The organism is Belnapia mucosa (assembly GCF_016775475.1).
Taxonomy (GTDB): domain Bacteria; phylum Pseudomonadota; class Alphaproteobacteria; order Acetobacterales; family Acetobacteraceae; genus Belnapia; species Belnapia mucosa.
Genome location: NZ_JAEUXJ010000003.1, coordinates 147,072 through 160,750, shown reverse-complemented (window position 1 = coordinate 160,750; position 13,679 = coordinate 147,072). Strand labels below are relative to the sequence as shown.

General features: G+C 72.6%; 9 protein-coding genes. 3 read left to right on the top strand and 6 right to left on the bottom strand.

The window, feature by feature from the left end; all coding sequences use genetic code 11:
• Positions 1 to 27: 27 nt before the first annotated feature.
• Positions 28 to 1,737 (bottom strand): heparinase II/III family protein, encoded by a 1,710-nt coding sequence (locus JMJ55_RS08845; RefSeq protein ID WP_202825166.1) that lies wholly within the window; start codon positions 1,735 to 1,737, stop codon positions 28 to 30.
• A 50-nt stretch (positions 1,738 to 1,787) separates the two neighbouring features.
• Between JMJ55_RS08845 and JMJ55_RS08840 the strand changes: the two genes are divergently transcribed.
• Together JMJ55_RS08840 and JMJ55_RS08835 are read left to right on the top strand one after the other, a co-directional pair.
• A complete protein-coding gene (locus tag JMJ55_RS08840) occupies positions 1,788 to 4,598 on the top strand; it encodes an SLBB domain-containing protein (RefSeq protein ID WP_328702595.1) in 2,811 nt (936 codons plus the stop codon).
• Positions 4,599 to 4,788: 190 nt separating this feature from the next.
• Positions 4,789 to 6,771: a YjbH domain-containing protein gene (locus JMJ55_RS08835; protein ID WP_328702594.1), complete on the top strand. Its 1,983-nt coding sequence runs from the start codon at positions 4,789 to 4,791 to the stop codon at positions 6,769 to 6,771.
• A gap of 16 nt (positions 6,772 to 6,787) precedes the next feature.
• On the opposite strand, the gene JMJ55_RS08830 is transcribed toward JMJ55_RS08835, so the two are convergent.
• Positions 6,788 to 7,711 carry a manganese catalase family protein gene (locus JMJ55_RS08830; protein WP_202825165.1) on the bottom strand — a complete coding sequence of 308 codons (924 nt, stop codon included), beginning with the start codon at positions 7,709 to 7,711 and terminating at the stop codon, positions 6,788 to 6,790.
• A 134-nt stretch (positions 7,712 to 7,845) separates the two neighbouring features.
• Between JMJ55_RS08830 and JMJ55_RS08825 the strand changes: the two genes are divergently transcribed.
• On the top strand, positions 7,846 to 8,901 hold the full coding sequence (locus JMJ55_RS08825) for a glycosyltransferase family 4 protein (RefSeq protein WP_202825164.1): 1,056 nt from the start codon (positions 7,846 to 7,848) through the stop codon (positions 8,899 to 8,901).
• On the opposite strand, the gene JMJ55_RS08820 is transcribed toward JMJ55_RS08825, so the two are convergent.
• The 4 genes from JMJ55_RS08820 to cobS all read right to left on the bottom strand — a co-directional run bounded on the left by JMJ55_RS08820 (position 8,885) and on the right by cobS (position 13,631).
• A complete protein-coding gene (locus JMJ55_RS08820) occupies positions 8,885 to 9,520 on the bottom strand; it encodes a YjbF family lipoprotein (protein ID WP_202825163.1) in 636 nt (211 codons plus the stop codon). The two genes, JMJ55_RS08825 and JMJ55_RS08820, sit on opposite strands and share 17 nt — an antisense overlap.
• Positions 9,521 to 9,570: 50 nt before the next feature.
• On the bottom strand, positions 9,571 to 10,536 hold the full coding sequence (locus JMJ55_RS08815) for an esterase-like activity of phytase family protein (RefSeq protein ID WP_202825162.1): 966 nt from the start codon (positions 10,534 to 10,536) through the stop codon (positions 9,571 to 9,573).
• Between the two features lie 108 nt (positions 10,537 to 10,644).
• A complete protein-coding gene (cobT, locus tag JMJ55_RS08810; protein ID WP_202825161.1) occupies positions 10,645 to 12,513 on the bottom strand; it encodes a cobaltochelatase subunit CobT in 1,869 nt (622 codons plus the stop codon).
• A 110-nt stretch (positions 12,514 to 12,623) separates the two neighbouring features.
• Positions 12,624 to 13,631 (bottom strand): cobaltochelatase subunit CobS, encoded by a 1,008-nt coding sequence (cobS, locus tag JMJ55_RS08805; protein WP_202825160.1) that lies wholly within the window; start codon positions 13,629 to 13,631, stop codon positions 12,624 to 12,626.
• Between the last annotated feature and the right edge of the window lie 48 nt (positions 13,632 to 13,679).

The following is a 13,679-nucleotide window of genomic DNA, read 5'->3' as shown; positions in this document are numbered from 1 at the left end:
AGGACGATACGGATACGTTTCACTCCGCTATCGGTCCGGAAGCGTGATGAGCGTCTCGATCCGGCTGGCCGGGGCGCGGAGACGGGCGACCACGACCGGGGCGGGCCGCACCTCGCCATAGGCGGGGCTTTCCTCGCCGGCTTCGAGGCTGAGCGCCAGGGGCGCATCGGCCGAGAGGCGGAACCGGGCAAGGGGGCCGGCGAGGCCATCCGCTGTCAGCCGCCACTCGCCGGGGGCGAGGCGCCAGCGCAGCGCCGCCTCCCGCCAGGGGCCGGAGAGCCGGTCCTGGATCCGCCAGCGCCGGCCCGCCACGGCAATGTGGCGTTCCTGCCGGTTGCCGCGATGGTCCTGCAGCCAGCCGCCATCCGGCAGCGGGCCGCAGCGCGGCCAGCGGGCGTGCAGGAAGCGGGAGAGGGCAGGCATCTGGTCCGCGCCGTCGAATTCCACCGTGTTGTGGGCGGCGGTGGCGGCCAGGGCGCGGTGCCAGGGATTATAGGCGCCGGTCCCGCCATCCCGTAGCAGGTTCAGCGGCCCGTCCCAGAGATCGCAATGCAGCAGGTCGGCATGGGCCGGGCGGAAGCGCAGCGGGCCGATCCGCAGGAGGGCGCGGGCCGGGCCTTCCTGCCAGGCGGCGATGCCGCCGGCCTGCCAGCGCGCGGGCGCCGCGGGCAGCGCCGGCCCGGCGGCGAGGCCGAGCCAGGCGCAGCCGGAATCGTCCGGGAGGTCGGCGGAGCGGCCGGCGAGCAGCCGGGCGGCGCGTTCCAGGCTCGGCCGGGCATCGGCGGGGCCGGCCAAGGCGAGGTCGGCGAAGGCGGAGCCGTCCTGGTGGCCGATGCGCGGGGTGGCGCCGGTCGCGGGATCGGTCAGGCGGTGCAGCCAGAGCACCGGCGCCGGGTCCTCCGGCCAGGGCGGCAGACCATGGCGGCGGCGCAGCCAGGCGGTCACCGCCAGCACGTCCAGCAGTAGCCGGTGATAGCCGGGCGAGAGCTGGGCGAAGCCGCCATCCGCGCCGACCAGCCGGCGCCGCGCCGCCGCCAGCCGGCGCTCGCCCAGCGCGATCCAGTCGGACTCCCCCAGCAGCAGGCCGCAGGCGAGCAGCCCGGCAGGTTCCGAGATCGCGTGGTTGTTGTCCTGCGCCATGGCATAGGCCGGCGTCGCGGCGATGCGGCGGCCATGCAGCCCCAGCAGCGCCCGCAGCCCGGCGGGCGGCGGAGCCCCGAGCAGGCCGAGCGCCAGCGCGGCATGCAAGGCGCGCAACGCCGCCTCCTGCCCCGAGGCCCAGTTCGGGCCGCGGAAGGGCGAGTTGCGCGCCGCCCAATCCGCCAGCAGCGCCGCCGCCCGGGCGCCATGGCCGGCGGCGGGGGCCAGCCGTGCCGCCTGGGCTAGCAGCGGCAGCTCCGCCCAGCGATTGCGTTCCCAGACCGGGCGGATATCACCGGGACCGAAGAGATCCATCCCGAAGGCTGGCGCGGTCGGCGGAAAGGGGCCATGCCAATCGGCGGGGCCGAGAGCGGTGGCGCAGGCCAGCAACTCGGCGCAGTGAGCGGCGGGCAGCGGCGGCGGGGGCGGCGCCGTATCCGGCCACCAGGGGCCGCCCGGCACCGGCGCATCGGCCAGCGCCCGGCACGCCAGGGCACGGGCCGGCAGGGAGCGGTCCCAGGTGGCCAGCAGCACCGGCCGCGGCCCCAGCCGCCAGGCCGCATCGGCCCGCAGCGCCAACTGCCTGAGATATTCCATTGCGAGAACGATTCTGATTTGATTTAACAACAAATCAAGACCACTCGCGGGTGTTTCCCATTTCCACGCCGGTTCCTGGCCGATCCGCCCCGCGCCGCCTGCTGGGTGCCCTGCTGGCGCTGCTGCCCGTGGCGGGGCTGGCGCAGACGGCGCCGGGCGGGCCCTTCCTCTCGCCGCCCGCCCTGCCGGGGGCGCTGCCGGGCGGGCTGCCGCTGCCGAGCCTGCCGCAGGGGGCGCAGGCGGATATCCTCCAGCGCATCCTCGATGCCGGGACGGGGCGGGTGCCGGTCCCGGCCACCCCGCTTCCGGCGCCGGCCTATGCCCCACCGCCTGCCGCCATGCCGGCCCCGACGCCTCTGCCGGAGGAGCCACTCTCACCGGCCGAGGCCTTCTTCACCGGCCGCGCCGATCCCGCCGGCCGCCCCGCCCCGCCGCTTCGCCTCTTCGGCATCGAGAGCCTGCGCAGCCCACCCGGCGCGCCCGCCCCGGCGCCCGGTTTCGGCACCCTGCCCGACGACTACCTGATCGGCCGCGACGATGAGGTGGTGCTGGCCTTCCGCGGCCGGGCGCGGCAGACCCTCAGCCTCCGCATCGGCCGCGATGGCATGCTGCTGCTGCCCGACCTCGCCCCGATCCCCGCCGCCGGGCGCATGCTGCGCGACCTGCGCGCCGATCTCGAAACCCGCGCGGCGCGGGAGCTCGGCGGGTCGGAGGTCTTCCTCTCGATCGGCCAGATCCGCCAGGCCAATATCTTCGTCGGCGGCGAGGTGCTGCGCCCCGGCCTGCAACAGCTGACGGCCATGGCGAGCGTGCTGGACGCGATCATGGCCGCGGGCGGCATCCGCCGCACCGGCAGCCTCCGCGCCATCCGCATCGAGGGGCCGCAGGGCCGCCGCACGGTCGATCTCTACCCGGTCCTGGCCGGCGAGGGAGACGCACCCGATCTCCGCCTGCGCGAGGGCGAACGCATCCTGGTCCCGCCGCTCGGCAGCGTCGTCGCGGTGGGTGGCGAAGTGACGCGGCCCGGCCTCTACGAGCTGCCGGCCGGGGCCGGGCAGGCGCCCCTCGCCACCCTGCTGCGCCTGGCAGGCGACCCGATGCGGCCGAGCGGCAACCGCTTCCTGGTGCAGACCACCGATGCCGAGGGGCGGCGGAGCTGGCGCGAGATCGGCCCGCGCGACGCGCTGCGGCGGGGCGACATGCTGCTGGTCCAGCCGGGCTCCGACGTGCTGGCGGGGCAGATCCGCCTCGCCGGCCATGTCGGGGCGCCGCTGGTCCGCGCCTCCGGCGGCCGCGGCCAGACGCTGCGCGGGCTGCTGGCCGATCCGCGGCTGGTGCGGCCCGATCCCTATCCGCGGCTCGGCATGGTCTGGCGCACCGATCCGCGCAGCCGGGCGCGGCGCTTCATCCCCTTCGACCTCGCTCGCGTCCTGCAAGGCGGGGCCGACCTGCCGTTGGCCGAGGGCGATGAGGTGATCCTGCTCGGCCTGCCCGACATCCTCTTCCTCTCGAGCCCGAGCGTGCAGCAGGCGCTGCGCGGCGAGGCGCCGGCCCAGCCGACGCCCCCAGCCACGCCCGGCCTGCCCGCTGCGGCCGGCATGCCCGGCCAGACGGTGGCTGGCGCCGCGCCGATCGCGCCGCCGCAGGCCGCGACCCAGCCGGCCGATACCGCCGACTGCCCGGCGCTGGTGCTGCTGACCGTCGCCGCCCAGGCCTCGCGCGGGCGCTTCGCCCATGCCCGCAGCGCCGGCTTCCCCGATTTCGGCCGCATGCCCTGCCCGCAGCTCTTCCTCGACTACCCGACCCTGCTGCCGGCGCTGGTCGATCAGACCGTGCTGCTGACCGGGGAGGTGAAGCTGCCCGGCCTCTATCCCATCCTCGACGATACCGGGCTCGACCTGGTGCTGGCCGCGGCGGGCGGGGCGACTGATACGGCCGACCTCGCCTCGGTCGAACTGGCGCGCGAGCCCTCCGAGCAGAACGGCGCCCTGCCGCTGACCCGCACGCTGCTCGACCTGCGGTCGCGCAATTTCGCCGCGGTGCGCCTCTCGCCGCGCGATGCCCTCCGCCTGCCCCGCGGCTTCGGCGACCGCGATATCGGGCCGGTGACGCTCGCTGGCGAATTCGTCCGCCCCGGCATCTACGACATCCGGCGCGGCGAGCGGCTGTCCGAGATCATCGCCCGAGCCGGCGGGCTGACGCCCCAGGCCTATCCCTATGGCGCCGTCTTCACCCGCGACAGCGTGCGCGAACGCCAGCAGGACGGCTTCCAGCGCAGCGCGCGGGAGCTGGAGCAGGGGCTGATGCAGGTGGCGGCCGGGCAGGCGGTGGCGGGGCTGCGCGGTTCCTCCGATCTCGGCGGTGCCATCCAGGCGGGGCGGGAGTTGGCCAATTCCCTCCGCCAGGCGCGCGCCGCCGGGCGGATGGTGGTGGAGGCCAACCCGGTCATCCTCGCCGGCCGGCCGGACCTCGATGTGCTGCTGGAACCGGGCGACCTGATCGCCATGCCGAAGCGGCCGAACGAGGTCACCGTGGTCGGCTCGGTGCTCAATCCCGGCAGCCTGCAATTCGCCACCGGCTGGCGGGCCAATGACTATGTCCGCGCCGCCGGGGGCGAGCAGCGCTTCGCCGATGGCAGCCGCGCCTTCGTCGTCCTGCCCAACGGGCAGAGCAGCCCGGCCGGGCTCGGCGCCTGGCAGATGGGCGGGCCGCCCATCCCGCCCGGCAGCACCGTGGTCGTGCCGCAGGACCCCTCGCCCTATGAGAATTGGGGCATCCTGCGCGACCTGACCCAGGTCCTGTCCCAGGTCGCCCTGTCCAGCGCGGCGCTCGCCGTCATCGTGCGCACGGGTGCGCGCTAGGCGGTGGGGGTGGACCCAGGGGGCGCTGCCCCCTGGACCCCCGCCGGGGACCGAACCGGTCCCCGGACCCCGGTGTGGGTTTAACCCATGGGTTCCAAGGGCCCTTCGGCCCTTGGCGGGAGGGTCCAGGGAGGGCAGAGCCCTCCTTGGCCTGCTTCTCCTCCTGGCCTGTCCCGCCCGCGCCGAGGACGTGCCCGCGACGGGCTCCAGTTTCGGCGGCGTCGGGCTGATCGAGATGCGCAATGCCCGCTTCCGGCCGGATGGCATGCTGGAGGCGGGGACGGCCTGGCGGCGGCAGCGGCAATTCTGGTTCCTCTCCTTCCAGGCGCTGCCATTCCTGGAGGCCACCTTCCGCCTGACCGACCGGCTGGATGCGACGGCCGGGCGCGGCACCGCGACCGACCGCGCCTTCGACCTCAAGGCGCGGCTCTGGGAGGAAGGCGCCTGGCGCCCGGCCCTGGCGATCGGGGCGCAGGACGTGATCGGCACCGGGCTCTATGCCGGGGAATATCTGGTGGCCTCAAAGCGGGTCTGGGATGTGGATCTGACGCTCGGGCTCGGCTGGGGGCGGCTCGGCACAGGCGGGGATCTCGGCAATCCGCTGGGGCTGCTTTCCTCACGCTATGAGGTGCGGCCGCGCAAGGTGGGGGTGGGCGGCACGCCGGCGCTGACCAGCCTGTTCCGCGGGCGGGAAGCCTCGGTCTTCGGCGGGATCGAATGGTCGCTGCCCTGGGTGGAGGGGCTGCGGGCCAAGCTCGAATGGTCGGGCGATGCGCTGCGGGACGAGCGGGGCGGCTATCCGGCGCGGCTGACCGGGCTGCGCGGCGAGGCAGCCTCGCGGCTCAATTTCGGCCTGACCTGGCAGCCCAATCCCTGGCTGGATGCCGGGTTCCACTTCGTCCATGGCACGGATGCGCTGGTGCGGGTCTCGCTCCGGCTCGACCCCGCGCACCCGCCGAGCCTGCCGCGCCCGCCGCCGCCCGCCCTGCCGCCGCGGCCGGAGGCGCCGGGGGATGCGGCGGCGGCGCTGCGGGCCGCGGGCTTCCGGCCGCTGGCGATCGAGGTGGCGGGGGCGGAGGCGCGGGTCGCCGTCGCCGGCGGCCGCTATCCGACCCTGGCGCGGGTCGCCGGCCGGGTCGCCCGCGCGGTGCAGGGGGCGCTGCCGCCGGACGTGGAACGGATCGCCGTCGAATGGCACCGCGCCGGCCTGCCCATCGCCCGGCTGGTCCTGCTGCGTGAGGCGATGGAAGGTGCGGCCACCGGCGCCGGCAGCGCCGAGGAGGTGCTGGCCAGCGCCGCCCTGCTGCCGGCCGAACCGCTGCCCGGCTTCGCCCCGGACCTCAGCTGGGCGCTGGAGCCGCGGATCGCGCTGCAGCTCGGTGATCCGAAGCGCGGAGTGCTGTGGCAGGCGGGCGGGGCGGCGGGGGCGCGGCTCGGCCTCGGCGAGGGCTTTGCCCTGTCGGGCAGCCTGGCGCAGGCGGTGGCGGGCAATCTCGGCAAGGGCCTGCCCTCCGACAGCCGGCTGCCGCATGTCCGCAGCGATCTCGGGCGTTATGCGCGGGAGGGGCGAACGGCGATCCCGGCCCTGTATGCCGAGCGGCTCTGGAGCCCGGCGCCCGACCTGTTCGCCAGGGTCTCGGCCGGGCTGCTGGAGCCGATGTTCGCCGGGGCCTCGGGCGAGGTGCTGTGGCGGCCGCAGGGCCGCGCCTTCGCGGTCGGGCTCGACCTCGCCTGGGTGGCGCAGCGGGAGTACCGGCAGCGGCTGGGCATGCTCGGCTATTCGGTCACGACCGGGCATCTCTCGGTCTATGCCGACCTGCCGGTCTGGAACCTGGGCGCGGTGCTGCGGGCGGGGCGCTACCTCGCCGGCGACTGGGGCGCGACGCTGGAGCTGAGCCGGCGCTTCGACAGCGGGATCGAGGTGGGCGGCTTCGCCACCCGCACCGATGTCTCCGCCCGCCGCTTCGGCGAGGGCAGCTTCGACAAGGGCATCTTCATCCGCATCCCCCTGCAACTGCTGGGGCCGGAGACGGCGGCGCGGGCGACGGCGCTGATCCGTCCGGTCGTGCGCGATGGCGGGCAGCGGCTGGCGGTGGAGAACCCGCTGTACGAGGTGACGCGGGAAGGCCGGGCGGAGCCGCTGGGGCGGGACTATCTCGGGCTGTTGAGATAGCCCCGCCCCGGGCGCGTTACTTCGACGCCTTGTAGAGCTTGGTGGCGATCTCGAACATCTCCTCCGGCGCATAGTCCGGGGCGAAGGCCGAGGGGATGCCGGTCAGCTGGTGGATCTTGCCGCCTTCCGGCATGCCGTCCACCACCTCGAGCTGGCCCGGCGGGTCACCCGGCAGCGCCATCTCGCCATTGCCCCAGACGCCGGCGATTTCCTTGTAGTCGCTCGGGCTCCAGGTATAGAGGCGGCGGTGCGAGCCCTCGTCCAGGTATTTCTGGCACTCGGGAATCTTGCTGAGCGGGATGTTCGGCGTGGGGAGGAACTTCTCCAGCTCGACGCCGGTGATCTGCTTCAGCGCCAGCGCATAGGCATGCGCATGGACCGAGCCGCGCACCAGCAGATAGCCGCAGACCTCGCGCCCCGTCGGGTCCGACAGCGTCTCGTAGACGCGCAGCTTGTGCAGCCGGGCGCCGCATTCCAGGTGGAAGTTATGCAGCAGGTCCACCACCACATTGCCCGTGGTGGTCACCATGTCGGCGTTCCAGGACATGGAATTGCTGTTCACCGGCAGCGCCCCGCCGCCATTGGAGGCGAAGCTGGCGAAGGAGCGGATGTCCTTCATCGCCTCGAAGGGCGCCTTCGAGATGTCGCCGCCATCCTTCTGGTCGGCATTGGTGTCAGGGCCGTTGTTCAGCATGGCGACGCCGTTGCTGACCAGTTCGACATGGCCCAGCTCCTCGGCGGTGATGCTGGCGACCAGGCCGTAGAAGGGGCGGAGCTTCTCCTTGCTCTTGAAGTTGAAGCTCTGGAACATGTAGTTCCCGAGGGTCGACATCTCGCCATACTTGCCGCCCAGCAATTCTTGCAGGGCCGCGGCGGCATTGGGGTCCTGCTTCTTCGGTGCCGGGAGCTCGGCCTGCAGCTTGTCGATGCGCATGAACATGGGGGGTGGCTTCCTTCCCGGTACGGTGACGGACTGTGGGGTAACAGGCCGGAAAGGTCGGGGTTTTCGGGACGGAGGCGGAATAGCGGCTGGCGCTTGCGGTCGCGCGCCGGTTCGGCCACACCCCCCGGCGCATGACCCTCGGCGCCCTTTCGCAACATCTCCTCTTTGCCCTGGCCCTGGCGCTGTTCTCGGCGGCGGTGGTGCGGGCCATGATCCGCTGGCCGATCCTCGACATCCCGAATGGCCGCAGCGCGCATCGGGTGGCGACGCCGCGCGGGGGCGGGGCCGGCGTGGTCGCCGCCTTCGTGATCGGCGTGCTGGCCCTCTATCGCCTGGCCGATTTCGCCCGGCTGGAGGAGCGGCAATTCCTCGGCGTCATCCTGGCGGCCTGCGCCATCGCTGCGGTCGCGCTGGTGGACGATATCCGCAACCTCCCGGCCCGGCTGCGGCTGCTGGCGCAGCTCGCGGCGGCGCTGGTGGCGATCGGCACCGGCCTCGTGCTTTCGCGCCTGGCGCTGCCCTGGATCGGCGTGGTGGAGCTGGGCTGGATCGGGGTGCCGCTGACGGTCTTCTGGATCCTGGGCTGCACCAATGCAGTGAATTTCATGGATGGGCTGGACGGGCTGGTCGGCGGGACGCTGCTGATCGCCTGCGCGGCACTGGCCGCTATCGCGGCGGGGGAGGGCGGGCGCTTCGTCTATCTCGCCTCGCTGATGCTGGCGGCGGGCTTTGCCGGCTTCCTGCCCTTCAACCTGCATCCGGCGCGCATCTTCATGGGCGATGTCGGCAGCCAATTCGCCGGCTTCATGCTGGCGGTGCTGGCGGTGGCGGCGTCACGCTTCGATTCCAACCAGCTCAGCTTCCTGATCGTGCCGCTGCTGCTGTTCGGCCTGCTCTTCGATGCGGGCTTCACGCTGCTGCGGCGCGGCTGGATGGGCGACAAGGTGGGCGCGCCGCACCGGACCCACCTGTATCAGATGGCGCAGCGCGCGGGCATGGGCACCTGGACCGTGGCCGCCACGCATTGGGGCTTCGCGCTGTTCCATGCCGGGCTGGCGGCGCTGTTCCTGCGCCTGCCGCCGGGGCTGAAGCCGCTGATCGTGCTGCCGGCGCTCGGCCTCCAGCTCGTCTGGCTCGGCCTGGTCGCGGCGCGGGTGCGGCAGGCGGGGCTCAGCTGGCGGGGCTGAGGAATTCCATCACCAGCATCGGCATGGCGGGGCCGACCCATTGCTCGGCCCGCAGCACGGCGCCGCCCTCGGCCTCCACCCAGAAGCGGTTGGTGAAGCCGAGGCTGCCGGAGGTACGGCAGCGTTCCTGCACCAGCAGGATCTCCGCCGCTTCGGTGCGTTCGGCGCGCAGCCGGCAATCCAGCGCGACGCCGAAGCGCATCCCGGCGGCCGAGCGATCCCCCTCCATCAGGTCCACGAGCCGCCGCGCCCCGGCCGGGCGATCGAGCAGCGCAGCGGGATCGGCCAGCGGGTCCGGCCCCTCGAACCGGGTGGCGGCGACATATTGCCGCAGCCCGGCGGTGGCGGTGACGCGCCCGCCCTCGGTTGCCACCACCACGCCGCCCGCGGTGCGCCAGAGCCGCCTCTCCCCGGTTTCCTGGAGCAGCACGGCGGCGGTGGGCTGGCCGCGCAGCCAGAGGCGCAGCGCCGGCCCATCCGGCTCCGGCAGATCCTCCAGCGGGGCGATGGCCGGCGCGACGCGGTCCACCGCGGCGGTCCAGGCAGCATCGACGCTCCGGGCCCAGAGCGTGTCGCCGCAGCCGGCGAGGGCGAGGAGAAGCAGGGGCAGGGCGCGCATCGCGCCAGGATAGTGCCGTTAACGCAACGAATCGAGAGGCATCTCGCCGCTCAGTCGTCCTGCAAGGCAAAGAGCAGCAGCAGCGTCCGCTGCAGCATGTTCTCGTTGTCGTCGGAGATCAGCGCCACCAGCGTCCGGCCACCATGCTGGAACACCGCCACGCCTTCGTAATTGTCGCGCGGTATCGGGCCGCTGAGGGTCAGGATCTCGTCTCCCACCAGCGCCACATCCCCCTCCGCAGCGCGGAGCTGCGCCGCCGAGAGCCGCACCAGCCGGCCGGTGAAGCCGCCGAAGATGGAGAAGCTGCGTTCCAGCACCAGCGCCCCGCCATCCGGCAGCGCGGCGCAATCGGCCGGGTCATAGCCCTCGCCCGGGCCATAGGCGAAGGGGCGCCAGCGCCCCGGCCCGCCGATCCAGGCCTGGCGGTATTGCGGCCCCTGATGCGTCCGCAATTGCTCGGCGATGGCGAGCCAGCGCCCATCCGGCAGCACGGCGAGGGATTCGAGGCCGCCATTGCGCTGCGCCAGCTCCAGCCGCGGCGGCGCTTCGACATAGGCGCCGGGGCCGCTGATCGGGCGGAAGGCGCGGATGCGGTGCCAGCGCTCGAAGCCGACAAGGAAGGTGCCGTTCGGCAGCCGGGCAAGGGATTCCGCATCGCCGCCGAAGCCGCGTCGCAAGGGCTGGCCCGAGCCGTCCTTCAGCAGCCCCGTCCGCAGCTCCGTCAGCGCCGCCGGCCGACCATCCCGCAGGACCAGCCGCGCCGTCAGCCAATGCGCGACGTCGCTGACGGCGGTGAGCTGGAGGTCGTTATCGATCCAGATACCGGAGAGGCCGCCGAAGCCGAGCACGGCATCGTCGAGCACGAGGCCGCCCAGCGCCTCCAGCCGGCTGCCGGGCGGCAGCGGATCGAGCGCCAGCGGCCGTGCAACCGCGCCCTGGGCCTGGCCGGCCCCGCCGGGGACGCAGCCGCTGGTCGCCAGCGCGGCCAGCAACGCCCGGCGGGAGAGGCGGGGCAAGCGGCTAGAGCAAACTCCAATCAGGTGACATCACCTGATTGGAGTAATTTGCTCGCTCGAACAAAGAGCTGGAGTGGGTTTCGTGAGCCAACGCGAACGGAACCCGCTCTAGACGAGGACGGCGGAGCGTTCCGTGGCGGCTCGCTGCCAGGCCTCGGCCGCATCCTCGTCGAAGAGCTCGGCCAGCTTCTTCATCATGGTGCCGCCCAGCTCCTCGGCATCCACGATGGTGACGGCGCGGCGATAGTAGCGGGTCACGTCATGGCCGATGCCGATCGCGATCAGCTCGACATCGCCGCGGCCTTCGATATCGCCGATCACCTTGCGCAGGTGGCGTTCCAGGTAGTTGCCCGGATTGACCGAGAGGGTGCTGTCATCGACCGGCGCGCCGTCCGAGATCACCATCAGGATGCGCCGGTGCTCCGGCCGCCCGCGGAGGCGCTTATAGGCCCATTCCAGCGCCTCGCCGTCGATATTCTCCTTCAGCAGCCCCTCGCGCAGCATCAGGCCGAGATTCTTGCGCGCGCGCCGCCAGGGCGCATCGGCTGCCTTGTAGACGACATGGCGCAGGTCGTTCAGCCGGCCCGGATTGCGCGGCTTGCCTTCCTGCACCCAGCGCTCGCGGCTCTGGCCGCCCTTCCAGGCGCGGGTGGTGAAGCCGAGGATCTCGGTCTTCACCGCGCAGCGCTCGAGCGTGCGGGCCAGGATGTCCGAGCACATGGCGGCGACCGTGATCGGCCGGCCGCGCATGGAGCCGGAATTGTCGATCAGCAGACTGACGACGGTGTCGCGGAAATCCGCCTCGCGCTCCCGCTTGTAGCTCAGCGAGAGCATGGGATTGGCGACGATGCGGGCGAGGCGCGCCGCATCCAGCATCCCCTCCTCCAGGTCGAATTCCCAGGCGCGCTGCTGCTGCGCCAGCAGCCGCCGCTGCAGCCGGTTGGCGAGCTTCGAGACGACGCCCTGGAGGTGGGAGAGCTGCTGGTCGAGCTGCTGGCGCAGCCGGCCCAGCTCCTCCGGGTCGCAGAGCTCGTCGGCCTCGATGATCTCGTCGAACTGGGTGGTGAAGGGGTGGTAGCGGCTGGAATCGTCGGTCTGCGGCACCTCGCGGCGCTGCTGCGGGCCGCCGGGCTTGTCGTCGCCCTCGGCGGCGGCGCCTTCGTCCTCGGTCTCCTCGGCCTCTTCCTCGGCGGCCTCGCCCTGCATGGTCTCGGGCTGGGCGCCGAGCATGCTCTCCTGGTCCTGCGACTGGGCCTCGCCCTCGCCGGACTGGTCCTGCTGGCTGGACTGCTCGCCGCTCTCCTCGCCGTCCTCCTGGTCCTCGGCCTCGGACTCCACCTCGGCTTCGGCCAGGTCGAGCGCGGTCAGCAGCTTGCGGGCGGCGCGGGCGAAGGCATCCTGGTCCTCGGTATTGTGGGCCATCTCCTGCAGCGCCGCATCGGCCCGCTCGCCGAGCGTGTCGCGCCAGAGATCGAGCACGCGATGCGCCGCGGCCGGCGCCGGCTCGCCGGAGATGCGCTCGCGCGCCAGGAGGGACAGCGCCGCGGGCAGCGGCAGCTGGTCCTTCCGGGTCATCCGGTCATAGCCCTCGGTCTCGCAGAGGTCGTTCAGCCGGGCGCGGAGATTGGCGGCGACGCCGGCCATGTGCCGGCTGCCCACGGCCTCGACCCGGACATCCTCCAGCGCGTCATAGACCTCCTTCGCCTCGCGGCGCTGGGGCAGGCGGGAGGCATGGACCGATTCCGAATGGTGGCGGAGCCGGAGCGCCGCGGCATCGGCGGCGCCGCGCAGCTTCGCCATCTCGGCCGGCGGCAGGGCGCGGGTCGGCAACGGCAGCCGCACCCGCTTGCCGGCAACGCCGCCGGGGCCGGGCTGGAAGGCCACCTGCACCTCGGCATTGGCATGGGCGACGGCGCGCAGGGTCCCGGCGGTGGCGCGCTTGAACTCTTCCTGGCGGGTCAGGTCTTGCTTCGACATGCTATGGCTTCCGCTTCGTTCCGGCCGCCGGCCCGATTGCAACGAGTCTCCTCAAGGCGATGCGCCCGCGGCATCGGGACAGCCGCGGGCGCATGCGGTGCGGAGGAGTCCTACCCGGCCTTCTTCAGCAGGCCCGTCGGCAGGTCCTCGTTGAAGCAGCGCTGGTAGTATTCGGCCACCGTGCTGCGCTCCGCCTCGTCGCACTTGTTGAGGAAGGTGAGGCGGAAGGCGAAGCCGACATCGCCGAAGATCCGGGTATTTTCGGCCCAGGTGATGACGGTGCGGGGCGACATGACGGTGCTGATGTCGCCCGCGATGAAGCCCGCGCGGGTCAGGTCGGCCAGCGCCACCATCGCCTCGACGCGCTTCTTCATCTTGGCGTCGGACGGGTCGATGCCGAGCTTCGCCATCACGATCTGCGTCTCCTGCGTATGCGGCAGGTAGTTCAGCGTGGCGACGATGTTCCAGCGGTCCATCTGGCCCTGGTTGATCTGCTGGGTGCCGTGATAGAGCCCCGTGGTGTCGCCCAGGCCCACCGTGTTCGCCGTGGCAAACAGGCGGAACCAGGGGTTCGGCCGGATCACCCGGTTCTGGTCCAGCAGGGTCAGCCTGCCCTCGACCTCCAGCACGCGCTGGATGACGAACATCACGTCCGGCCGGCCCGCATCATATTCGTCGAAGACCAGCGCGCAGGGATGCTGGAGCGCCCAGGGCAGGATGCCCTCGCGGAACTCCGTCACCTGCTTGCCGTCCTTCAGGACGATCGCGTCCTTCCCGATCAGGTCGATGCGGCTGATATGGCTGTCGAGGTTGACGCGGATGCAGGGCCAGTTCAGCCGCGCCGCCACCTGCTCGATATGGGTGGATTTGCCGGTGCCGTGATAGCCCTGGACCATCACGCGGCGGTTGTTGGCGAAGCCGGCCAGGATCGCCAGCGTCGTCTCGCGGTCGAAGCGATAGCTCTCGTCGATCTCCGGCACATGCTCGGTGCGCAGGGAGAAGGCCGGGACCTGCATGTCGATGTCGAGGCCGAAGGCCTCGCGCGCGTTCACGCTCGTGTCCGGGGATTCGATCGCCGAAGTGGGACGGATTTCGGCGAGGTTGGCGACCTTGTTCATCGGCATCCGCTCAGGTTCTTGCTGGAAAGTTTAGGGCAGGGACAGGCG